Here is a 23,106-nt window from a genome sequence, read left to right as displayed (position 1 = left end):
CATATTTTAAGTTTCATTTTGTTTCATTCACTGCGACAATCTTATGGGGGACAGCAATGTGGTGGATTATTGGGAGTAAGATTCGGGACAAGAGACATAACAAGACCTTGTTTAAAAAGTTGATTGGAAGCGAGACCAAGGGTAAGTGACCCCACCTCGCCCTCGCTTGTAACAAGTGTGTCTGAGCACAGCAATTTAATCGCTGACTAACTCGCTGTCGCGGATGTTGTGTGTGAGCAAGTGTGTAAGCTTATCGGTGACCTTGGTTAGTCAGAAGTGTTTTAAGCGATTTGAGTTGGGAGTTTATTAAGATAAATGCTGGTTCGTGGGGACACGAACCAGGGTGGGAGAGACGGATTTAAAAATCCGTATTATTAATAGGTCGCGCTGCGCTTACATGACTGACAGCGGGCTTAGATAAAAGCTGTTTTGGCAGGTACGAAGGAGGGAGCAAGCGCATGTAATTTATTCAGTCAACATGCCAACTACCTTCTTTTTAGAAGCTCCAAGCGCGAACATGGAACGAAACAGGAGGTCTACACTAACCGAAGTATCAGCAGCCTCCATTTTGGCCACTCTTGATTGACTGGATTTTATTCGTTTGGCAAGTTCCACCTGCGTTAGCTTTTTTGATTTCCGAAGTTCCTGCAGTGCTTTGCTCAGAGCAAGTTTAAGTTCAATATAGGCTGCTTCTTCTGCACTAAGTTTAAGAAATTCTGATGCACTCCCCACTTTCCAACCATTGGCTTCCAAGCGCTTTTTCTTTGCATTATTCATGGCTCTTTTTTTATCATTATTCACCATCATATTGTATGATCCGCTTTTTACACTTGCTAATGACAGCTTTAGGCGTTTGTTGTGTTTGCTTCTTAAAAACTTCTAAAATTATAATTGCATCCATATCGATGCGATACACAATTCTCCAGCTTATATCGGCATCATTTACACGTAGCTCGTGGCACCTTTTGCCAATAGACGGCATCGTGCGTGAATGCGGCATAGATAGCTTTTCTCCTTGTTGAAGCTTGCGTAATAAAAGGCCTACTTCAATGCGAGCCATCATTGAGAAAGGTGGTGTTTTTACTTCACCATGTAGCCAAACAAGCGGCTTCTCCATATTAACTCAATTACAAATATATGTCAGATTAGATATATGTCCAAATAGACATATGGTTAATTCCCATTAAAGTAGTAAATCACACCATTAGGCGTGTTTTCTAAACTAAATTTGATATTATTTGAACTGCGATTACAGCATGCTTACCTATATCTTCTTTATAACGAGCGTTTCTGATTATAGCCATTCAATAACTGTCTAATTCGCTGTCGCGGATGTTGTGTGGGAGCAAGTATATAAGTTCATCTATGATCTTGGTTAGTCTGGAGTTTTTTGAGAGATTTGAGTAAGGAGTTTAAGAAAGATAAAAGCTAGTTCGTAAGGACACGAAGCAGGGTGGGAGAGACGGATTAAAAATCCGTATTATTAATAGGTCGCGCTGCGTTAACATGGCGAACAGTAGACGTGAGACGAGAGTGAAAAAGGGATAGAAATTTGTTAAGTAATTTCATTAAATTTCCCAATCCAAACTAGAGAAATATGCATACTGCAGATTTGTTACAGGAAATTCAAAAGTTACCACTTTCACAGAAGTTCTATGTTATTGAAGAAATCATTAAGGCTATAAAGAAGGAAGAAGTAAGCCACCAAATGGAATTGGCCGCAAACGATCTTGCAATTGTTTATAAGACCGATAAAGATCTAACGTCTTTTACTTCATTAGACCTGGAGCATTTTTATGAAGCAAAATGAAATTTGGCTCATAGACCTTGATCCCACAAAAGGCGCTGAGATACAAAAGAAACGTCCTGCAATTATTATTAATGATGATGCCTTGGGTAAGCTACCATTGAAAATAGTGATACCAATTACCGATTGGAAAGACCGTTATAGAATTGCGCCATGGATGGTACGTCTTATTCCTAATGCAGAGAACGGCTTAGAGAAAGATTCTTCTGCAGACTGTTTTCAGATACGATCAATCTCTCAGGAACGACTTATTAAAAAGCTGGGCACTATTAATGCCAACATCCATGAAGAAATAAAGGAAGCAATAAAAAAGGTTTTATCTATGTGAAACTGCTGTCGCGGATGTTGTGTGTGAGCAAGTGCGTAGCTCATCCGTGACCTTGCTTAGTCAGAAGTTTTTTGAGAGATTTGAGTAGGGAGTTTATTAAGATAAAAGGCTGGTTCGTGGGGACACGAACCAGGGGAGAGACAGATTAAAAATCCGTATTATTAATAGTTAGCTATGCGCTGTGCTAACATGACTAACAGCGGGCTATTCCTTGCTTATAATAACAGCAAGGGTTAGAGCAAAACATGGGTGTTAAGCCTAATGGCGATTTTGTATACTCATTGCTATTCCTCCGCAGGCAAACCAGTTGGCTTTGTAAAATTTTGGCATATCAACGCTTTCACCAACAAAGCTTGAACCATCGATGGTATCCATTACCATTTCTCCGTAATTCCAGTTACCATGAGCTAAGACGGGTTGCACCCCCGCATTGAAGAAAAGAATAAGTCGAAATGGAAATCTAGCAGGATTAGCTGATTTTTTTTCCAACTTATATGAAGTTAAAACCTCAACCCGACCTATCATGGCAGATACTCGAGCAAATGGATCGGTGTATTTGGAATCAATATCTTGTAAGGAGAAAGGTATACCATTTTCAAAACGGACAAAAGCATAGGCCAGTCCTATGCCAGCCATCGTCTTTACTTGAAATCTATTTTGATCAACCACAGCATAACCCGATCGAAATGAAAAATTGAAATAATAAGGCTCTGCTCCTCCAAACGTTCGTAACTCAAAATCTGCATTCAAACCATAAACCATTCGCTTATGGTTATATAGCATATCAAAGCCAATGAGGGTATTTCTAGTGCTTGCAGAAATATTATTGAGACCTTCTCTAACTGTCCAGCGCTGAAAAGCTGATACATTGCTGTAAGCAGAACCAAATTTATACGCCATCCAAAATGAATTGGTACTCAATGAATCTTGTTTTGCAGCCATGAGATGGCTAGCAGGGTAAAAAACCAGGAAGAATAAAAATTTAACCTTCATATTCCAAGTAGATTGAAATTTAAGGAATAAGTGTTTTGAAATTTTAGATCATTACACGTTTAGTTAAATTTTTATCATTCCACCTTTTTTTATACTATGCTGGAGAAATACTATAACTAAATTAGGTACATTAGCCTTACCCCAACCTCGCCTTCGTTTGTAACGAGGGTGTCTGAGCACAGCGATTTAATCACTGACTATTCGCTGCCGCGGATGTAGAGAAGGGTCTGCACGTAAACTCATCAATGACCTTGGTTAGTCCGTAATTTTTTGAGAGATTTGGATATATAGTTCAGTCAGGAAAAAAACTGTTTGGTTAGGACACGAACCACAATGGGGAAGACTCTGGACAAGTGAAAACAAAAACGACAGTATATGCATTTTACAAAATTAGTACCCAGTGTATTTTATTCAGATATTTCAGATGGACTTAAATTATTTGTCGACTGTTTGCACTTTACGATTAAGCATAAAGATTTAAATACTTCGCAGCCTTACTGTGTACTAGAAAAAGACGGAATAGGTATTATGGTTTTTCAGGATGCTCAACTAGCAAAAGAGCATAATCCAGAATTAAGGCTTGTAACGAATAATATTGAAGAAGTTTTTGCAGAGGTGTCTGCATCAAATCCTCATCTACTTCATCCGAATCTTAGCAAAGTTACATTAAGACCTTGGGGTGCAAAAGAATTTGCGATAGCGGATAATCAGCTGGGTATTAGATTTCAACAATGGTGATTAGAGATATGTGAAAATAACAAGCTGTTGTATAAGACGGTGTATTAGTTGATCTGTGATCTTGAATAGACAAGCGTTTTTTGGATAATTTGCTTTAGGAGTTTGATTAAGATAAAAGCTGGTTCGTTGTACACGAACCAAGTCTTGAGAAATGGAGTATCTGCAAGAAGATTGGTAATGAGAAAAGTAATTGTACCATCAGCAATTGTATCGGCTTGCGCCATAGCCGTTTATTACTTCGTAACATTTCATACCGTTCAAGCTAAATTCGCTAATGACGGCATTTCAAATGATTTAAAATTTGAGCCTAAAACCTGGTCAAAGGGTACAAGGAGGCAAAGAGGACAGATGGTCAACTACCTCTTGGATAGCATTGGACTCATGGATAAATCGAAGGAAGATATAAGTAAGCTCTTGGGGCCCCCAGATGCTGAAAACAATGTGGCTGACGGTGAATACAAATCAAAGTTTTACTATGCTGTTGATAAGGGAGATGCATTTACCTATGATATGATTGTATTTTTCGATTCTACTGACCATGCGAAATTTGTATTATTTGACGACTGATAAATGTGGCTCACCTCGCCCAACCTCGCCCTGGGTGTCTAAGCACAGTGATTGAATCATTGACTAACTCGCTCTCACGGATGTCGTGTATGAGCAAGTGTATAAGCTCATAAGTGACCTTGGTTAGCCTGGAGTTTTTTGGGAGATTTGAGCAAGGAGTTTTAGTAAGATCAATACTGGTTCGTGGGGAAATGAATCAGGGCGGGTGGGATCTCCGTTTGTAATGTAAAATTTGAAATGAATTTCCTATTTTTGCCGAATGATTTTTTATGCATCACGTAGGCACTTTGCTCTCGTTATTGGCTTAATTATTTTACCTCTTGCAGTTTACGCTCAGTTAAGTAGCAAACCAACACTGATTAACGATTTTAATACAACAACAAGACCAGGAAAAATAGTTACAGCGGATGAAGTTGAATTGAAAGGGACAATATCCTTTAATCAGAATGAGGGTATTGTTACCATTAACACGATTAACGAAACTAAGTCATTCACTGCAAAACGTTTGATTAGCTTTGAAATTAATGAACCGGGTGGGCAGAATCGCCTTTTTTATTCGCTACCATACCAGGACAGTGATGGGCGTTTGTACCAACCTGAATTTTTTGAAGTACTGGCAGAGTTTGCTGACTTTGCGGTTGTTGCAAGACAAGGTCGTTTAGAAAGTTATTCAAGTGTAGAGGTGACCAGCTACGCTGCATCTAAATCAGTTACATTTTATCGCAGCGAAGTAATTTACTTCGTGAGTAAGGAAGGTCAATTTTTCCCCTATGCTTCCAGCGGTGAAACCGAAAATTCAAATGACTTATATAGTTGGAGACGCAAGGGGAGTGGATACATTGAGAAAGATGTACTTAAAAATTTTACAGGAGAGTACTACCCATCATTAAGGGATTATGCAAAAAGAAACGGGCTCATTTTTAAAGACAAAGAGGACCTTAGAACAATTTTAAAGGAATATAAAAGATTATCTGGTAGCTAATCTCTGACTTTGTTTCACTTCCCTGTTGTTGGTGATCCAGTATTAATTTCCACGCACAACAATAAGTGCTTGTGCGAATAGCAAAATTTTTACGCTCATTTATACTCCTTCAATGCATTAACAAAGTGATTTTGTTTTGGCTTATTAATAAACCAGGGAATATATAAGCATACTGCACCAGCAATTAAAGCAGGCGGTATTTTGATACTTGTATCGTTGGGATCACTAAGATTATTGCTATTTAAGTCACTTGAAATTCCGACCGCTATTAACGTAGCCCCCAAACCGTAAAGTAAAAACTGTGAAATTCGAAGTGCATTTGCTTTTTTTAAATGCTCTATTGATTTGAAATTATCAGCAAGGTCAATTTTCAGATTTGAATGTGTTAGCTTTTTTAAAGGTTGCTGATCTTTAGTGTACTGGAAATATTGACTTTTGTATGAAGCCGTCCAAGAACCACTAATAATGTTGGTGTAATAAATATCAACACGTTGAGAAGCGTATGTTCTTTCTCCCCAAATTTCGGAGCCTTGCAATGTAATTGGTTTAAAATATTTATAAGTTCCGCTTTGATCAGTTCCTTCAATATGATCTACTAGATCAATTGATATTTTTTCACCCCTTTTATGATCAATACGAACAAACGCGTTTGAAAATCCACCACTATTATTAAGAAATGCGTATCTGGTGGATTTAATAATTCCTCCCTTTAAATGTATGCTAATGGGTCCATCTTGACCAAAGCAAAAAAATGGAAATAAAAGAAAAAGCACAGCTTGGTATCTCATATAATTGAATGTTATGATGTTTTACTTTGGGGTTATGCTTATTTCTGAGGTTTGCTTTTGAAAGACCAAGAATTCAATGAAAACTCCGCATTTTTTATGCACAACGCTAACAAGTAATTAGTCAATAGCCTGGTGGATTATAAAAAAGATAGATTAATAGATTACCATACTAGCATCAACCTCTTGTGCCCAAGCGGTAATGCCACCTTTTAAGCTGTACAGGTTTGTGTAGCCGTAATTCTTTTCAAGATATTTAACTAATTGACTACTGCGGTTACCACCTTTGCAGTGGATAACCACCTGCTTGTCTTTTTGAATGCGGTGCAGGTTAGGGATGACTTCATCTAAGGGAATAGACTCACCCTTGATGTTGCAGATGCCGTATTCAAGTGTTTCGCGAACATCAATGAGCTGAAAATCAGCTTTTTTGTCGATTAACTGCTTAAGTTCAAGTACGGTTATCTCCTTCATGGCTCAAAATTAAGGACTCTTGAGCAAGAAAAAAAGCGACAGCTTTCGCCATCGCCTTTTCCACCTGAACCTAAACTTGTTTACTTCAACTCAAAGAAATCGTTTAATGTAACTGCTGAGTTGCCACCCACCATTACCTGAAAGCGCCCAGGCTCTGCAACAGTCTGTAATGCCTCGTTGACAAAGCTCAGTTGGTCTTTGGCAAGGGTAAACGTGATTGTCTTTTCTTCTCCTGCTTTGATCAATACTTTCTGAAATCCCTTTAACTCTTTTACAGGACGGGTAGTACTCGCTACTACATCGCGGATGTAAAGCTGTATCACTTCTTCTCCGTCACGCATACTGCTGTTCTTAACCTTCACCGTAACCGTTAACGTTTCATTCGCCTGAATGCTTTTACTGCTCAGCGATAGGTTGTTGTATTCAAATGTGGAATAGCTCAAGCCAAATCCAAAGGGATATAAAGGTGTATTCGGTACGTCTCTGTAACGCGAACGGTATACGCGTTCTGTCAAGGGTTCCTCATGCTTACCTAAATACGGTCTGCCTGTATTTTTATGGTTGTAATAAATCGGTAACTGTCCTACCGCCCTCGGAAAAGTAATGGGTAGTTTGCCAGCAGGATTGTAATCACCAAAAACCACATCGGCCACCGCCAGTCCTGCTTGTGAACCTAAAGTCCATGTTTCTACTATGCCCTGGATATTTTTGTCCATCCATTCAAGTGCCAGGGGGCGACCATTCAGCAACAATACAACGATGGGTTTATTGGTTTTATGAATCGCTTCCAGTAATTGTTGTTGCACACCTGGCAAACTTATATCAGCTCTGGAAGCACCTTCACCATTCATGACAGCACTTTCGCCCAGCACCATCACCACTACATCGGCTTCTTTGGCAATACGGATGGCTTCTGTAAATTTGCTTTGGTCATTGTCGTAAAGATTACACCCTTCAGCAAAAGCAATTTTTGTTGAACGAGATACTTTCCGTTTGATGCCTTCTACAATAGATACAGGATGTTGTGCTTCACCGAAGAAGGACCAGGAGCCGTTCATATCTTCTTTGTTATTGGCCAAAGGCCCGATAATTGCCAGGCGTTTAATGTCTTTCGCCAAGGGCAATATGTTGTTTTCATTTTTTAAAAGCACAATGGATTTCTTAGCTACTTCATGTGCTGCCGCCAGATTGGATGCCGACCTGATTTCATTTTGCTCACGTACGGTATCTGAATACAAATAAGGATTATCAAAAAGGCCGAGTTTAAATTTCAGTTCAAGCACATGTCTTACTGCCTGATCTAAAATCTTTTGATCCAGCTGACCCTTGGCAATCAGCACAGGTATCTTCTTCAGATAGATATCCGCCATCATGTCCATGTCTGTTCCCGCTTCCATTGCTTTTTTAGCGGCTTCAAGACTATCGGCTACAAAGCCATGGTCGAGCATTTCGCCTATGGATTGCCAGTCTGAAACCACCATACCGTTAAAGCCCCATTGCTTACGCAATATATCTTGTAACAAGTAAGTATGTGCTGTGGCAGGTATACCATTCAATTCGTTAAAGGAAGTCATGATGGTGGCACTGCCTGCCTCTACCGCTGCCTTGTAAGGAGGCAGATAAGTTTCATGCAAGGTCTGCAACGACATGTCTACTGTGTTGTAATCGCGGCCTGCAATGGGTGCACCATAGGCTGCAAAGTGTTTTACACAAGCCGCCAGCGTATTGGCATCGCTTAAGTTAGCACCCTGAAAGCCACGCACGCGGGCTGCGGCTATTAAGGATCCGAGATAGGGATCTTCGCCTGCCCCTTCAGACACACGACCCCAACGGGCATCGCGTGCAATGTCTACCATAGGCGCGAAGTTGAAGTTAATGCCTGCGGCAGTAGCCTCTATGGCAGCGACACGGGCAGCCAATTCAATGGCTTCTAAATCCCAACTTGCAGCCTCGGCCAGGGGTAGAGGAAATACAGTTTTGAAACCATGAATAACGTCTGCACCAAATAGCAACGGAATGCCTAAGCGCGATTCTTCAACGGCTATTTTTTGTAAGCGGGCGGTGTATTTGGCACCGTGTACATTGAAGAGTCCCGTGATTTTACCTTGCTTAATTAATTCATTGAAGCGTGCTGATTCTGCCGTGCGAACGGTTGGGCCTGTGTTGAAAAGATCGCCTACGGGAAAGTTGAGTTGCCCCACTTTCTCTTCAATGGTCATTACACTAAGTAAAGAATCGACTTTTGGATTCGCAGATGAAGTTGATTTCTTATCGCTGCTACAAGCGACAACAAAAAATAAAATAAACAGAATAGGGGAGTAACGAGTAATCATTTTAATAGTTTCAATTATTGGTAAACACGCACATAGTCAATTTCCATTCTTTGAGGCCAGATAGATTCATCGATACCTTCTTTACCGCCCCAGTTGCCACCCACTGCAATATTCATGAGTAAGTGGAAACGTTTGTCAAAGGGCCATTCTTTATAAGTATCATTATCGTTTCTGTTTGCGGTATAATAGAGTTTGTCATCAACGAAAAATTCTATTTTGTCTTTAGTCCAATTAACAGCATAGGTATGGAAAGTGTCCGCAACATCGGGTATAAGCAACTGCCCTGATTTTTCTGTGCGCTTAATGTGGTTATACGATTCTGTGTGAATTGTACCATGCACAGAGCCTTGATTGTAGCCTACATGTTCCATGATGTCGATCTCACCGCTGGATGGCCATCCGCCATATTCCCAATCTGTAGACAACATCCATATGGCAGGCCATGTACCTCTGCCATAGGGTAATTTAGCCCTGACTTCAATTCGGCCATACAACCAATCGCCTTTGCCTTTAGAAATGATTCTGGCAGAACTAAAAGGTTTTCCTTCTACAGAATCGCGCAGTGCCTCAATGATCAGGTTCCCGTTTTCAACCCTTACGTTTTTAGCAGCTTTTGTGTAAGCTTGTTGCTCGTTGTTGCCCCAGCCGTTATTGGCTCCCAGATCATAATTCCACTTGCTTGAATCCGGTGCTCCATTATTATTAAATTCATCGCTCCACACTAACTTTGGCTTGCAAGAGGCAAAAGCAAGTACTGTGAGCAATGTCACGATGACAATTCTCATGTGTATTTTTTTAAATATGTTTTAAATCAATTACTGAAACACGCGCACGTAATCCACGATTAAACGCTGAGGAAATTGCGTAGAAGCATTTGGATTGCCAGGCCAGTTACCTCCCACAGCGATATTAAAAATCAGAAAGAAAGAAGCATCAAATTCACTCATCTCTGCAGGGCGTGTGTCTATTTCATGATGCACAACATTATCAACATACCAGGTTACTTTATCGGCTGTCCAAACAATGGAGTATACATGAAATTCATCGGCAAGCGAACCTGTAGGGATCGTATATCCGGCATCTCCGCAAGTACAGGCATTGGAACCATTGTTATCCCAATGCAAGGTTCCGTACACGGTGTTATCCTTACCTGCGCCACCGACCATTTCCATAATATCAATCTCACCGCACTTAGGCCAGCCTACAGTAGAGAAGTTAGCGCCCAACATCCAGAATGCAGGCCAGATGCCTTGCCCTTTCGGCAGGGCAGCGCGGATATCCACACGACCATACTGAAAAGATTTCTTATCCTTCGTAATGAGCCTTGATGAAGTATACTCAGCACCACTGAAATTCTCCTTTTTAGCGGTGATGACTAAATGGCCATCAACAATAGAAGTATTTTCCTGACGATAGAATTGCAGTTCGTTATTGCCCCAGCCATTACTGCCTCTTCCTGTTTCATATGACCAATCAGCATTATTGAGCTCAGTACCTGAAAAATTATCTTCCCACACGAGTGTGAGTCCATCATAGCTGCTTGGGGAGGTGTAGCCAGTGGTTGGTATCACCAGGGCACCGTTGTTCAGCACAATGGTCACTTCTTTTTCCTCTTCAATGAATTGTGTAACCGTAGCATTGGCCTGCACCTTTATGGTAAAGGTACCTGCGCTTGCGTAAGTGTAAGAAGCCTTACCATCATTTGACTTAACGGGGGTTTCATTGGTTGCTTCTCCAAAGTAGATGGTATAGAAATTTGCATTGACTGCATTGGCTTCAATGGATACAATACCTGAACCAGGTGTACTGGTTACCGTTACAACTAAATCAGAGGGCAGAAGCAATTTGCCATTCTCTTTCTCATCATCACAAGCAAGCAAGAGCACAGAAGAAAGAAAGAACAACAAAACGTATACAATTTTCATTATCGTGTAGTTAAAGAACAATAACTGTCGTTCTCATTTTAAAAGAACGACAGTTATCATTAAAATTAAATTTCAGGAATACATACGTGATAAGTGTTATAATAACTCCAGATCATCGATAAAGAAGATACCGCCTGTATGAATTGCTTCACCACCCAATTGTATAACAATCTGGTCGAAATCAGTACGGTCACTGAAAGCACTGAAATCAAATTCTAATTCAATCCACTTGTCAGTTTCAAGATTAGCGAACTTCACTTCAGCCTGCGTAGTGTAAGCATTGCCTGCCAGGTCGCGATTTTGTAGTTTAAGTGCTACTTGTTTCTGTAAGGTATTATAAGACTGCCAAGGTTCTCCGCCTTGCGTTGTATAATCATTATAGCTTGGAATAAACACTTTCAATTTAAACTTATTACGTGTTGTAATGTCCATTTTGTAGTTAAGTCTGATCTGCACATTGGCAAACTGCGAAGCAGCACCATTTGCTTTCACATACATAGCTACTTTAGAAGAAGTGTTTGCACCAATAGGAGCAGGGTTATCGTAGTTGGTGGCCAAGGAACCACCACCGTCATTCACATAGGCTATAACTGAAGCAGCCTGGAAATTGTCTTCGATGTCTTCAATTTTATATTCTGGTGGATCTGGAGGTGTTACCGGTCTGGTAAAGCCTTTTCTGATTAAGCGCTGGTACCAGGTACAGCAAGGATCACCACCATTGGGGTCAACAGACTTAATTAACATCTCGTCATTGGATAGTGAAACAATGGTATAGGCTGTTGCGCCATGGTAGTATCCAATAAATTCTGGGTTAGATACAGTAAGTCTGAAAGTACCATCATCGTTGTCTGAAAGGCTCCAGGTGCTGGTTTGAGGTGTCCAGGGAGCAAAGAAATCACCACCACCGGGCTCTTGAACGGCACCAGGCAATGAGGCACCGTAGCCACCATTTGCATAAAAGAAATCATTGACAACATGCGTATAGGTAAATCCATCCAATTTAAAAGTCATCTCATCGTCATAGAAGTTCCTGTTCTCCTTTTCAAAAGGAGCAGCGGAATACCATTCACCAGGTATAGCACCACCATTAGGGCCCACGCCTAAATGTCCGGGTGTTTCTTTATCAATGATCCAGGTCTTGCCATTAGCGGCATTAACACCACCCGTCAGCATGTTATAAGACGGTATGTCTAACATGAGAGGATTTGTTTCTGCAATGTTAACCACTTGAGAATTGCTGGCGATACCACCGGAGGTAAGCAAGGTTAATTTAACCTCATAATCTCCTTCAACCGGATAAGGCACTGTTACCTCATTGGCTGTTGAGGTTACACCGTTTCCAAAATCCCAGATGGGTTTGAAGCCAACGGTAGATGTATTGGTGAAGCGAACAATATTAGGATTTGATGCATCGTATGCAAAAGTGAATGTAACATCGGCTGCACTGGGTGCAGGACCCAATTGCGGGTCATCTTCTTTACAGGCTGTGATAACTGTTTGCAGGCAAACAAACCACAGTAACGTATATAGTATCTTTTTCATAATGTATTACAGCTAAGTTCAATTAATTATTGTAACCTATGTTTTGTGACCAACCGGCAGCAGCCAGATCAATTTCATCCTGCGGTAATGGAAACAACTCGTTCTTGTTAGTTGTGAAACCAGTTATTTGTGCAGCGGCTCTTCCGGTTCTTACCAAGTCAAAGAAATGCAAACCCTCACCAGCAAGCTCAACCCTGCGTTCGTGCCAGATGGCTTGTGTCAGAGCAGCACCTGTAGCGTTTACTGCAGGCATATTCACCGATGGTCTCTGTCTTACTTCGTTTAAATATTGCAGTGCCAGGGCATCATTAGGTGCAGCCTTGCGATTATGTGCTTCAGCAGCCATTAACAACACATCAGCATAACGAATTACTTTGTGGTTCATCGGGCTGGTTAAGTCATCATCACCTGCACTGGGTTCATCCAGTCTTTTCAAATACTTGTTATTGAAGTAGCCAGTATGGCCACCACCACCAACACCATATTTTACTACAACAGGAAGCTGGGCTGTTTTAAAGGCTTCAATGTCAAGGATAGAAGCAGGTAAACGAGGATCACCAGTTTCAAACTCGTCAACTAAATCCTGTGTAGGCAAGTTGTAGCTATTACCACTGGTGTAGGTTGGTCCTTCGTATTGACGAATACCATGGAAACCTACCGCGGCAAAACCTTCCAGGCAAACAAAGCAACCATAGCTACCACCTTCAGTGCCTACATATTCAATATCAAAAACAGTCTCGCTGCTTCCTTCATTGGCAGAGCGAAACATCGTAGTGAAATCACTAACTAGGGCATAAGGGCCTTCATTAATTACCTGATCAAGGGTAGTTGCTGCTTCTGTAAACTTATCTTGATAGAGGTAAGCCTTTCCAAGCAATGATAGTGCTGCGCCTTTGGTAACTCTACCCTTTACAGAGGTTGTCCATCCCAACACATTGGCTGCGGCAATTAAATCATTCTGGATTTGCGTATACACTTCTGCTTTTGGTGTTCTTGCTAAGCCTGAAACCTCTGTAGCAGAAAGTCTTCTGTCTACCACTAAAGGAACATCTCCAAAGAATTTAACCAATTCGAAGTAGTAGTAAGCGCGCAAGAAATGAGCTTCTGCTAAAATTCTGTCTTTGCCTTCAAAATCAAGTTTGTCTTTATTTTCGAAGATGTAGTTAACACGTGCGATACCTGCATACATCCATCTGAATAAACTTCTTAATTCAGTATTAACGCCACCATGCGTCATGGCATCTATTTGATGAAGACCTTCACTGTCGGTAACACTTTCGCCCCCGGCAATAGCGTTGTCCGAAGCAATTTCACCAATCCAGATATCCAGGTAAGAGGTTTGCATTAAATCGTATGCGCCAACCAAGGCACGTTGGTAATCATCAGGACTTTTAAAGTAGTTCTCTGCATCCTGTGCATAGTAAGGATCAATATCAACGAAGTCATCGCAGCTGAATGAAACCAGGCTGATACCGGTTGCTAGTAATATAGTTCTTATAAATAGTTTCATGTTTTAAAAATTTAGATTGAAACCTGCCATGAAAATTTTTGATTGAGGATAAACACCCTGATCAACACCCCCAGTTAAAGGACTGCCAGAAGAGAAGTCAGGATCGTAGCCCATGTATTTTGTAAACGTAGCCAGGTTATTAGCAGAAACATAGATGCGTAATTTGTTAGCACCAATCTTCTGACTTACACTGGAAGGAAGTGTATAACCAAGCTGAATATTTTTAATACGAAGGAATGAACCATCTTCAACAAAATAATCAGACAATACGTTGTTTCTGGTCGGTGCCGTAGTCAAACGAGGATGTTCGTTGGTAGAACCTTCACCTGTCCAGCGGTTGATGCGGTAAGCCAGTTGATTAGCCAAAGGCTGATCACGTTCGTAGTTTCTTAATATTTCATTACCGATAGAGGCATATAAGAGTCCTGAAAAATCGAAACCTTTATAGTTCACGCCAAGATTAAGTCCCATAATTACATCGGGGATTGCTGAACCAAGCATGGTTTTATCAGAGTCATCGCTGAAGTTAATGCTTCCGTTACCACTGATGTCAGCATAGCGCAAATCGCCAGCTTCTGCACCTGCCTGGGTTACACCACGCTCGGTAACTTCCTGTGCACTTTGATAAACGCCTTCAGTTTTGTAACCAAAGAAATAACCAATAGGATAACCTACCTGCATACGTGTAGCAGTTCCACCACCTACACCAAAGCCACCAAACTCATAGAAGTCAACGCCCTGTTGCAAGGCTGTAACTTCATTCTTGATGGTGGTAAGGTTATAGCCAATGCTGAAATTAAGATTTTCACCAATTTTGTTGCGGTAAGTAATCAAGAATTCAAGACCGCTGTTTCTTACATCTCCACCATTTACTACTGGAGGGCTGCTGCCGGCTCCGTAGGGACCTACGACTGCCGAGATATCAGGCGTAAACAATAAATCGCTGGTTGCTTTAATGTAGTAGTCAGCCGTAACATCCACCTTGCCACCAAGCAAAGACAGATCCACGCCAAAATTGCTTTGCTTTGTTGTTTCCCATTTCAAATCCTGGTTACCAAAAGCACCAATGGCCACACCTGTAACTAGCTGATTATTGAATGGATAAACACCTTCACCGTTCAAGAGGGCTCTGTAACGGAATAAACCGATTTTATCATTACCGGCTACACCAAAACTAGCTCTTACCTTTAAAAACTCAATCAGACTTGAATTAAAGAAAGATTCTTCAGATGCTACCCATGCTGCAGAAACAGCGGGGAAATAACCAAAACGATTGTTTGCACCGAAGTTAGAAGATCCATCTCTGCGGATCAGTGCAGATACCAGGTATTTTCCCTGATAACCGTATTCAGCCCTTAAGAAGAAAGATTGTAAGCGACTTCTGCTCTGGAATGATGAATTACTTCTTAATAAGTTATTACCATCGGCAATAGAGATGTCTCCAAATGCCGGAGAGTTATAAGGGATTGTAAAGGCAGTAGCTGAAAGTCCTTCGCTGTTGTCTTCGATAAATGAAGTTCCAAGCGTTCCTTTTACTGAATGCACATCGTTGAATACCTTATTATAGTTTAAGAAAGCTTCAGCGTTGTAGTTAAAGTAAATCTGTTGCGATTCAGTAACATTACTGGTGCGCGGTACTTTGTAAGTAACTTCTACACCATTTACTGTTTTAGAGAAGAGTGTAACAGAATCAGGAATCAAAGCAGGGTTGTTCACAGAGTTCTGTGCCTTGCCATTTCCATAGTAAACTAATGGATTAAAAGTTTTTGATCCGACAATCGCATAGTTATAACCGATGCGTCCGGTAACTTCGAAATTATCATTGATCTTATAAGTAAGCTCTTGCTTACCAACAATTTTATTAACCTTGGTATCATTAAAGGTATTTGCCATTTGGGCAAATGGGTTAATGATGTCACTGAATTCCTCCAGGTAAGTGTAGCTTCCATCAGGCTGTAGAATGGTGTTGGCAGGTGAAGCATTTACTGTATTATACAGAACAGATCCTATACCTGATTCTGGTAAAGTCTTACGCTTTTCATGTGTATAGAGCAATACGTTCTGCAAGGTAAGTTTAGGAACAATCTCCGTAGTGAAATTGATACGTGCGTTGTATCGGCTGTAGGTTGCTTTATCACCACCCACAATACCTTCCTGATCGAAGTATGAACCACCAATAGAGTAAGTGCTCTTATCTGTTCCACCACTGATATTCAAATTATAGTTTTGAATAGGGGATTGCTGAAAAAGTTCGTCTTGCCAATCAGTGCCATCACCAATGTTTACATTATTAAATGGAATAGGCTGACCACCGGCCGCGAAGGCTTCGTTCTTTAATACGGCATATTCGTAAGCATTCAACAAGTTCAGTTTCTTCGTGGTGCTTTGTATACCAGAGTAACCGCTGAAATCCAGGCTTGTTTTCGTATTTTTCTTGCCTTGTTTGGTGGTAATAATAATAACACCGTTGGCAGCTCTTACACCATAAATACCGGCACTCGCATCTTTCAATACGTTTATTGACTCAATATCAGAAGGATTCAACGCATTTAAACCATCTGTGCTATAGGGTACACCATCTACCAATACTAGAGGATTGTTATCACCATTGGTAGATAATCCTCTGATACGAATATTGAGAGCACCACCCGGAGAAGCAGAAGCAGTTGAAATCTGCACACCAGCTGCCTGACCCTGTAAGGCTTGATCGATACGCTGAGGGTTTAGCGCCATTAATTCACTTGCCTTTACAGAAGTTACAGAACCTGTAAGCTCCTTAACAGTAGAGGTACCATAACCCACCACTACAATTTCCTGCAGGGCTGTTATATCTAAGGTCATCTGAACGGTTAATTCCGTTTGACCTGTATAAACAACTTCTTGTGTTGCATAACCAATGAAGCTGATCACCAGTGTTTCATTGTTATTAATGTTTGCCAGTGTAAATGCACCTGAAGCATCGGTAACAGTACCCTGCGAACTTCCTTTAATCAATACATTGACACCAGGCAGGGGCATTCCGCCTTCGTCTACGACCTTACCCTTTACCTGGCTTTGGGCCTGGGCAAACAGGGAGAAGACGGTGAACAAGATCAGTAACTTTACTTTCATAGATTGTGGTTTAGTTTGTTGCACTTGTTTGCAATGGTTGTTTATCGCAATCGTTTGTGATTGTCCAACAAACATCAAGTTTACTTCGGGGTATTTCAATTTTTTTACCTCATCAATACTACTACGTGTCCCTCAAACGGCTACATCAAAAATACATCATCAGCTACCATTTCTTTTAAATTTTGCTGAATTCGCTGATTTTACTATATATTAGCTACTACAATGTTAATTTCACAATGCTACATACGGTACTGCCAGCTTTTGCGCTCTTTTAATAGCGCTCTTCTTTTAACAATTGCCCTGATAATCAGTTCAAACCTTGCTATAAAGGCGCAAAACAGCCTCAATGGCCTTCCTTTTATCAAGAACTATAGCCCTCAGCAATATAAGGCTGGCATTCAGAACTGGGACATTGCTCAAGACAAACGTGGGGTTATCTATTTGGCCAATAATTATGGTTTATTGGAATACGATGGCCATGAATGGGAGACTTACCGCACGCGTAATGGCAGTAAAATGCGAAGTGTAGCCCTGTCCAGCGATGGCAAGATATATGTGGGTTGTCAGGGTGACTTCGGTTTTTTTTACCCCGATGATCAGGGCAGGCTGGTCTATACTTCATTGGCCGACAGCTTGCCGAGTACGGTGCGAAATTTTGATGAGGCCTGGAGTGTATTCATCGATCAGGACAAAGTCTTCTTTTGCACATTTGGAAGAATCTACATCTACACCCCTACAGGTTTTGTACTTGTGGAGTCTGCATATCCCTTAGAACTGTCTTTTTATGTTAACCGTCAGGTTTATGTTTTAGAGAAGAATAATGGTTTATCACGATTGGCGGGAGAAAAACTGCAATTGATACCGGAAGGAGATTTTTTTGCGAAGAGAAGTATATCTGCCATGCAGGCCCTGTCTAAAGACAAGATACTCATCAGCACTTTTCAGGACGGCATTTTTCAGTGGGAAAACAATCAGATAAAGCCTTGGACAAAAGTATTGCAACAGCGATTTAAAGAATCCATAGTTAACTGTATGCTGCTATTGCGTAATGGTAACGTGGCGATTGGCACACAAAACAACGGTCTGCTATTGGTAAGCGCTGCTGGCGACTTGTTAATGGAACTTTCTAATGGCAAAGGCCTGCAGAACAGAACCATTTTAAGCCTGTACGAAGACGACCTGGGTAACTTATGGATAGGGCAAAATAATGGTATTTCCTATGTAGAACTGGGGTCGCCCTTCAGTCATGTGAATGAGCAAAGCGGATTACCCGGCACAGGTTATGCGGCCTTACTTACAGAAAATAAACTATACCTGGGTACAAATAATGGCTTGTTCGTCAAAAATGTGAACAATCCCTTACAAGCACCGCAATTGGTGGAAGGTACCAGAGGCCAGGTATATCACATTGGCAGGTACGATAATGACTTACTAATAGGCCACCATACCGGAGCCTACCGTATAGATGGTTTGCAAAGTAAACGGATTTCAGATGAACCAGGTGCCTGGATATTTGTCAATATTCCTGCCGATCAAAATTTGATGGTTGGTGGTTTGTATAATGGGCTTCAGCTATTTAAAAAAGAGGGAGGCCATTGGAAGTACGCGAAGAAGCTTCAGGGCTTCTCTGAGTCGTCACGGGTAATGGAGTTTGACAGGTCTGGTGATTTGTGGATTACACATGGCTACAAGGGCGCATTCAAAATATTACTAAAGCAGGATAGCCTGCACAAGGTTACTTATTATGCCACCAACAAAGGCTTTCCTTCTAATAATCTGATCAATGTATTCTCTATCCGGAATGAGTTGACCTTCACCAGTGAATATGGTTTGTATAAATATGAACCTTCGGCTGATGCTTTTATCAATGACAACTTTTATGCGAAACTTTTAGGACCACGGGCACAAATATGGATGATGCGTGAAGACTCTTATGGTAACATCTATTTTATCGGTAGCGACAAGGTAGGGGTGTTGAAAAGAAACACGGTGGGAGAGTATATACTGGAGAGTAACTCCTTTAACAGGATCAGAAGTTTTCTGAATGATGATCTAGAGAATTTACATGTATTGAGTAACAATGAAGTACTCTTTGGTTCGAAGGAAGGTTTTATTCATTATGATCCCAAGAAGGAACCCCCTAAGGATTTTCGCTTTCAGACCCTGATACGCAGGGTTACCATTGTAAACAGTGGCCAGGATTCTGTACTTTATTTCGGGAATGAAATAAAAGGGGATGAATCAGATAAGAAAGAAATCATTAAACTATCATTTGCTCAAAACTCCATACACTTTCGGTACGCAGCCACAACCTATGAGGGCAGTGAAATTCAATACCAACACTTCCTTGAAAATTTTGAGAAAGACTGGTCGGACTGGACAAGTACCTCACAAAAAGAATATACCAACCTGCGTGAAGGACGTTATGTATTTCATGTAAGGGCGCAAAATATAAACGGTCAGCTAAGCAGTGAGTCGAGCTACACCTTTTATATTCAGCCTCCCTGGTACAGATCTCTATTAGCCATTGCGGCCTACATTACAGCAACTGTTGCTTTATTGATTGTGGCTTTCCTGACTATTGACAGAAAGTATAAACGGGCACAGCAAATGATGCGCTTGAAACAAAAGAAAGAATTGATTAGAAAGGAGAATGAAATTGAAAAAATTTCCCAACAATCGCTTGAAGAAATTAACCGGCTCCAGAATGAGAAACTGGAATCAGAGTTGATGCACATCAATAAGGAATTAGGCACCTCTACTTTTCACCTGCTAAATAAAAATGAATTTATATCTGGTATTAAAACCAATTTAAGTGCCATTATCAAGCGCGAAAAAAATGCCGATGTTCAAAAGGAGCTGAATAAAATCGTAAAAGAAATTGAAGAAAACATTTCCACTGACAGCGATTGGGAACATTTTCAAATTCATTTTGACAGGGTGCATGGGGATTTCTCCAAGCGATTTAAAGCTACGCACATTAACCTCAGTCCGCAGGAAATTAAACTGAGTGCCTATTTGCGAATGAACCTTTCCACTAAAGAAATCGCTCAGCTCCTGCACATTTCCGTACGCGGTGTTGAAATCAGTCGTTACAGACTTCGTAAAAAATTGCAATTAGACCGTAGCATAAATCTCCAGGAGTATATCCTTGGCTTCTGAGTTGTAGATGTGATAAAAGCTTCGTGACGGTAGTCAGAAAATAAAGTCACGCCATGCATGCTTTGCATAAACGCACGCCATCAGCTGCGAAGAAGCTTAAGCAAGGCAAACAATCTCAAAACATTCCTTGTATATTTGGCTATATAGAAAAGATCAGGTATAGCATGGACTTTCAGCATAAAGCACTCTTCTTTTTTAGTAGTTTAGGTGCATTTAACGGACTTATTCTGGGAGTTTATTTCATCTTCTTTACACCTAAAAAATATTTATCCAATTACCTACTGGGAGCTCTGCTGATCATGCTTAGCCTTAGAATAGGTAAGTCAGTTGCTTATTTCTTTGATTATAATTTACCAAGAATATACCTGCAGGTGGGCTTAACGGCTTGTTTTTTTATAGGTCCATTTTTGTATTTCTTCGTAAAATCTGAAGTCGGTCAAATTATTCGCATGCCGAGAACATGGATAGGGCAGCTCTTTGTCTGGTTGCTCTTAATTCTTGGTGCAGGTCTTATTTATCCTTATGAAAACTTTCCACAGCACTGGGGACAATTATTTATCCCGCTTATTTATTTACAATGGGGATTATACATTGCTTTTTCCATTATTTTGTTAATACCCATACTCAAAAAAATAGTCAGAAGAGAGCGTCTGAAAACATATGAGAAATGGGTATTGACTGTTTGTGGTGCTGTCTTGTTACTCTTTATATCCTATGTTTGGGCTTACCTGAATCTGAGTAGGGGTAGTTATATTAATAGCGCACTTTATTTTTCCCTGATTATTTACCTCGTTGTGTTTATACTACTTTATCGTAGAAAAACTACTGACCTATCGTCTTTCAGTAATCAAAAGTATCAGGACAAGAAAATTAGTGATAAAGAGGCACAGTACCTTATTGTGCGCTTACAAAAAATAATGACAGAAAAAGAACTCTTCAAAAACCCTAACCTGAAAGTTAATGACCTGGCCAAAGAACTCAGCGTTTCTCCGCACCAACTATCGCAGATATTAAACGATAATCTGGAGAAGAATTTTTCTGTTTTTGTAAACGAATACCGGATTAATGAAGCCTGTACACTGCTCGCCAAAAGAGTAAACCTGACCATAGAGGCCATTGGTAATGAGGTAGGGTTTAATTCAACCTCTACATTTTTCGCAGCCTTTAAAAAAATTAAAGGACTGACTCCCAGCACTTATCAGCAGACTGTTACTCCGGATTTATAAAATCGGAGTACTGATCCCGGTTTTTAGCAACTTCATCTCTAAAGTATACTTCAATTTTGTGAAGCAAAATGAAGCGGTTTCATTTTGATAGCAAAACAACCCTTTAAAATGAAGAATATAATTTTAACTGTCTGCTTATGTCTTATAACGCTTTCTGTTTTTTCGCAGGAGAGGGCTACAGAAAGGCAGCTAATAGAACAAACTATACAACTGTATTTTGATGGATGGGCCACGGGGGATACTACCAAAGTAGGAAAGGCGATGCATGCTTCCTGCCGTTTAAAGAATTACCGGGATGGTCAGTTTGTCGAGTTTTCAAGAAATCAATATCTCAGTTTTTTTAAGCCCCACCCGGCACCAGATGGTTTAACCACGCGCATCGTGTCACTGGACATTACCAACAATATGGGAAGTGCAAAAGTAGAAATCAGCACAAAGCGTGATTTATTCACGGACTATTTCAACCTGATGAAAACCAAAGAAGGCTGGGTGATTGCCGATAAAATTTCCACCCGAACACCGCACAAGACTTTTGATATCAATGTTATACTGCCGCAGAAAGAGGTGATTACCGATGGACTGAAACGCCCCTGGAGCATTGCCTTTTTATCGGAGGATGAAGCATTGATTTCAGAGAAGGAGGGTGACCTTATTAAATTCAATTTACTGACCCGCGAAAAGATTAAGATAAAGGGTTTCCCGACAGACCTGGAAGATAGCCTCGGTGGCTTTGGCGATAATACAGGGAAGTTTGAAATTCTGCTTGACCCTGATTTTAAAAATAACAAATATGTTTACATCTCTTATGCAGCCAAAGCGGCCAAAGGAAGAACGACTAAAATTATCAGGGCCACCCTGGAAAGAGAATCTTTAACGCAAACCAAGGTGCTTTTCGTAGCGGAGCCCTATACTTATGAACGCTTTCACTATGGTGGTGGTATGGTTTTTGGAAATGATGGTAAATTGTACTTCACTATTGGCGAACGGTTATTTAATGAAAAAGATGAACCCAGCCTTCCGATTGCACAGAATGCTGAAGACAAAAGAGGAAAAATTTATCGGATTAATACTGACGGCACAATTCCAACAGACAACCCTGATTTTGGTGCGAAAGTACAGCCCGGTTTATATGCGATGGGCATTAGGGCATCACAGGGCTTAACCGTTGAACCCCGTACAGGTAAAATTTGGTTTAGCGAGCATGGTACTCACCAGGGTGATGAGATAAATGTGTTGAAAGCAGGTGCCAATTATGGATGGCCAATGAAAACAACCGGTAAATACCGTTTTGCTGAATTTGCGCCAACGCCAATTCCCGGAAACAATTACACAGATCCTGTTTGGTCTTGGTTGCAAACAGTAGCACCAACAGGCTTACATTTTTATTCGGGCAGTGAATTTGCAACCTGGAACCACAACTTGCTGGTGGGTGGCTTATCACGCGGCAGCGTATGGCGCTTGGTTATAGAGGGTGAAACTATAAAAAGTGTAGAAGAATTATTTACCGACAGTCGGCTGAGAATACGCAAAGTAGCGCAGAGTCCGATGGGCAAGTTATATCTGCTTACCGATGAAGTAAACGGTAAATTGATAAGAATAAAAAATGGAGCATTGTAACATGGC

The 23,106-nt window shown here is 40.8% G+C and carries 19 protein-coding genes; 8 read left to right on the top strand and 11 right to left on the bottom strand.

The window, feature by feature from the left end:
* Positions 1 to 465 precede the first annotated feature (465 nt).
* Together ACO1XM_RS04720 and ACO1XM_RS04715 are read right to left on the bottom strand one after the other, a co-directional pair.
* Positions 466 to 777 (bottom strand): helix-turn-helix domain-containing protein, encoded by a 312-nt coding sequence (locus ACO1XM_RS04720; protein WP_486226335.1) that lies wholly within the window; start codon positions 775 to 777, stop codon positions 466 to 468.
* A 16-nt stretch (positions 778 to 793) separates the two neighbouring features.
* Positions 794 to 1,117 (bottom strand): type II toxin-antitoxin system RelE/ParE family toxin, encoded by a 324-nt coding sequence (locus ACO1XM_RS04715; protein WP_486226333.1) that lies wholly within the window; start codon positions 1,115 to 1,117, stop codon positions 794 to 796.
* A 480-nt stretch (positions 1,118 to 1,597) separates the two neighbouring features.
* On the opposite strand from ACO1XM_RS04715, the gene ACO1XM_RS04710 reads away from it, so the two are divergent.
* Both ACO1XM_RS04710 and ACO1XM_RS04705 read left to right on the top strand, forming a co-directional pair.
* Positions 1,598 to 1,810, top strand: a complete 213-nt coding sequence (locus tag ACO1XM_RS04710; RefSeq protein WP_486226331.1) for a hypothetical protein — start codon at positions 1,598 to 1,600, stop codon at positions 1,808 to 1,810.
* Positions 1,797 to 2,135, top strand: a complete 339-nt coding sequence (locus ACO1XM_RS04705) for a type II toxin-antitoxin system PemK/MazF family toxin (protein ID WP_486226330.1) — start codon at positions 1,797 to 1,799, stop codon at positions 2,133 to 2,135. Before ACO1XM_RS04710 ends, ACO1XM_RS04705 begins: the two co-directional genes overlap by 14 nt.
* A 258-nt stretch (positions 2,136 to 2,393) precedes the next feature.
* On the opposite strand, the gene ACO1XM_RS04700 is transcribed toward ACO1XM_RS04705, so the two are convergent.
* Positions 2,394 to 3,128 (bottom strand): hypothetical protein, encoded by a 735-nt coding sequence (locus tag ACO1XM_RS04700; protein ID WP_486226328.1) that lies wholly within the window; start codon positions 3,126 to 3,128, stop codon positions 2,394 to 2,396.
* A 375-nt stretch (positions 3,129 to 3,503) separates the two neighbouring features.
* Between ACO1XM_RS04700 and ACO1XM_RS04695 the strand changes: the two genes are divergently transcribed.
* The 3 genes from ACO1XM_RS04695 to ACO1XM_RS04685 all read left to right on the top strand — a co-directional run bounded on the left by ACO1XM_RS04695 (position 3,504) and on the right by ACO1XM_RS04685 (position 5,415).
* Positions 3,504 to 3,866, top strand: coding sequence for a VOC family protein (locus ACO1XM_RS04695; protein ID WP_486226326.1), 363 nt, complete (start codon positions 3,504 to 3,506; stop codon positions 3,864 to 3,866).
* Between the two features lie 177 nt (positions 3,867 to 4,043).
* Entirely contained in the window at positions 4,044 to 4,433 is a 390-nt protein-coding gene (locus ACO1XM_RS04690; RefSeq protein WP_486226324.1) for a hypothetical protein, read from the top strand.
* Between the two features lie 259 nt (positions 4,434 to 4,692).
* Positions 4,693 to 5,415, top strand: a complete 723-nt coding sequence (locus ACO1XM_RS04685) for a hypothetical protein (protein WP_486226322.1) — start codon at positions 4,693 to 4,695, stop codon at positions 5,413 to 5,415.
* A 95-nt stretch (positions 5,416 to 5,510) separates the two neighbouring features.
* Here ACO1XM_RS04685 and ACO1XM_RS04680 read toward each other — a convergent pair whose 3' ends face one another.
* The 8 genes from ACO1XM_RS04680 to ACO1XM_RS04645 all read right to left on the bottom strand — a co-directional run bounded on the left by ACO1XM_RS04680 (position 5,511) and on the right by ACO1XM_RS04645 (position 17,095).
* On the bottom strand, positions 5,511 to 6,203 hold the full coding sequence (locus ACO1XM_RS04680; protein ID WP_486226320.1) for a hypothetical protein: 693 nt from the start codon (positions 6,201 to 6,203) through the stop codon (positions 5,511 to 5,513).
* 153 nt (positions 6,204 to 6,356) lie between these two features.
* Positions 6,357 to 6,674 (bottom strand): rhodanese-like domain-containing protein, encoded by a 318-nt coding sequence (locus ACO1XM_RS04675; protein ID WP_486226318.1) that lies wholly within the window; start codon positions 6,672 to 6,674, stop codon positions 6,357 to 6,359.
* A gap of 80 nt (positions 6,675 to 6,754) precedes the next feature.
* Positions 6,755 to 9,007: a beta-glucosidase BglX gene (bglX, locus tag ACO1XM_RS04670; protein ID WP_486226317.1), complete on the bottom strand. Its 2,253-nt coding sequence runs from the start codon at positions 9,005 to 9,007 to the stop codon at positions 6,755 to 6,757.
* Positions 9,008 to 9,021: 14 nt separating this feature from the next.
* Positions 9,022 to 9,792 carry a glycoside hydrolase family 16 protein gene (locus ACO1XM_RS04665; RefSeq protein ID WP_486226315.1) on the bottom strand — a complete coding sequence of 257 codons (771 nt, stop codon included), beginning with the start codon at positions 9,790 to 9,792 and terminating at the stop codon, positions 9,022 to 9,024.
* 30 nt (positions 9,793 to 9,822) lie between these two features.
* Entirely contained in the window at positions 9,823 to 10,932 is a 1,110-nt protein-coding gene (locus ACO1XM_RS04660) for a glycoside hydrolase family 16 protein (RefSeq protein ID WP_486226313.1), read from the bottom strand.
* 96 nt (positions 10,933 to 11,028) lie between these two features.
* A complete protein-coding gene (locus ACO1XM_RS04655; RefSeq protein ID WP_486226311.1) occupies positions 11,029 to 12,474 on the bottom strand; it encodes a hypothetical protein in 1,446 nt (481 codons plus the stop codon).
* 22 nt (positions 12,475 to 12,496) lie between these two features.
* The gene (locus ACO1XM_RS04650; protein ID WP_486226309.1) at positions 12,497 to 13,984 is read right to left on the bottom strand and encodes a RagB/SusD family nutrient uptake outer membrane protein; all 1,488 of its coding nucleotides are present in this window, start codon (positions 13,982 to 13,984) and stop codon (positions 12,497 to 12,499) included.
* A 3-nt stretch (positions 13,985 to 13,987) separates the two neighbouring features.
* On the bottom strand, positions 13,988 to 17,095 hold the full coding sequence (locus ACO1XM_RS04645; RefSeq protein ID WP_486226307.1) for a SusC/RagA family TonB-linked outer membrane protein: 3,108 nt from the start codon (positions 17,093 to 17,095) through the stop codon (positions 13,988 to 13,990).
* A 222-nt stretch (positions 17,096 to 17,317) separates the two neighbouring features.
* Here ACO1XM_RS04645 and ACO1XM_RS04640 point away from each other — a divergent pair, with 222 nt between their 5' ends.
* From ACO1XM_RS04640 to ACO1XM_RS04630, 3 genes are all read left to right on the top strand, one after another.
* Positions 17,318 to 20,257, top strand: a complete 2,940-nt coding sequence (locus ACO1XM_RS04640) for a ligand-binding sensor domain-containing protein (protein WP_486226305.1) — start codon at positions 17,318 to 17,320, stop codon at positions 20,255 to 20,257.
* 53 nt (positions 20,258 to 20,310) lie between these two features.
* Complete coding sequence (locus ACO1XM_RS04635) at positions 20,311 to 21,483, top strand: helix-turn-helix domain-containing protein (RefSeq protein ID WP_486226303.1); 1,173 nt, start codon at positions 20,311 to 20,313, stop codon at positions 21,481 to 21,483.
* Positions 21,484 to 21,591: 108 nt separating this feature from the next.
* On the top strand, positions 21,592 to 23,100 hold the full coding sequence (locus tag ACO1XM_RS04630) for a PQQ-dependent sugar dehydrogenase (protein ID WP_486226301.1): 1,509 nt from the start codon (positions 21,592 to 21,594) through the stop codon (positions 23,098 to 23,100).
* The last annotated feature ends 6 nt before the right edge of the window (positions 23,101 to 23,106 follow it).

The sequence above is a fragment of the Chryseotalea sp. genome (assembly GCF_057350905.1).
Note: the sequence above shows the minus strand (reverse complement) of the source record. Positions and strands in the feature narration are given on the sequence as shown.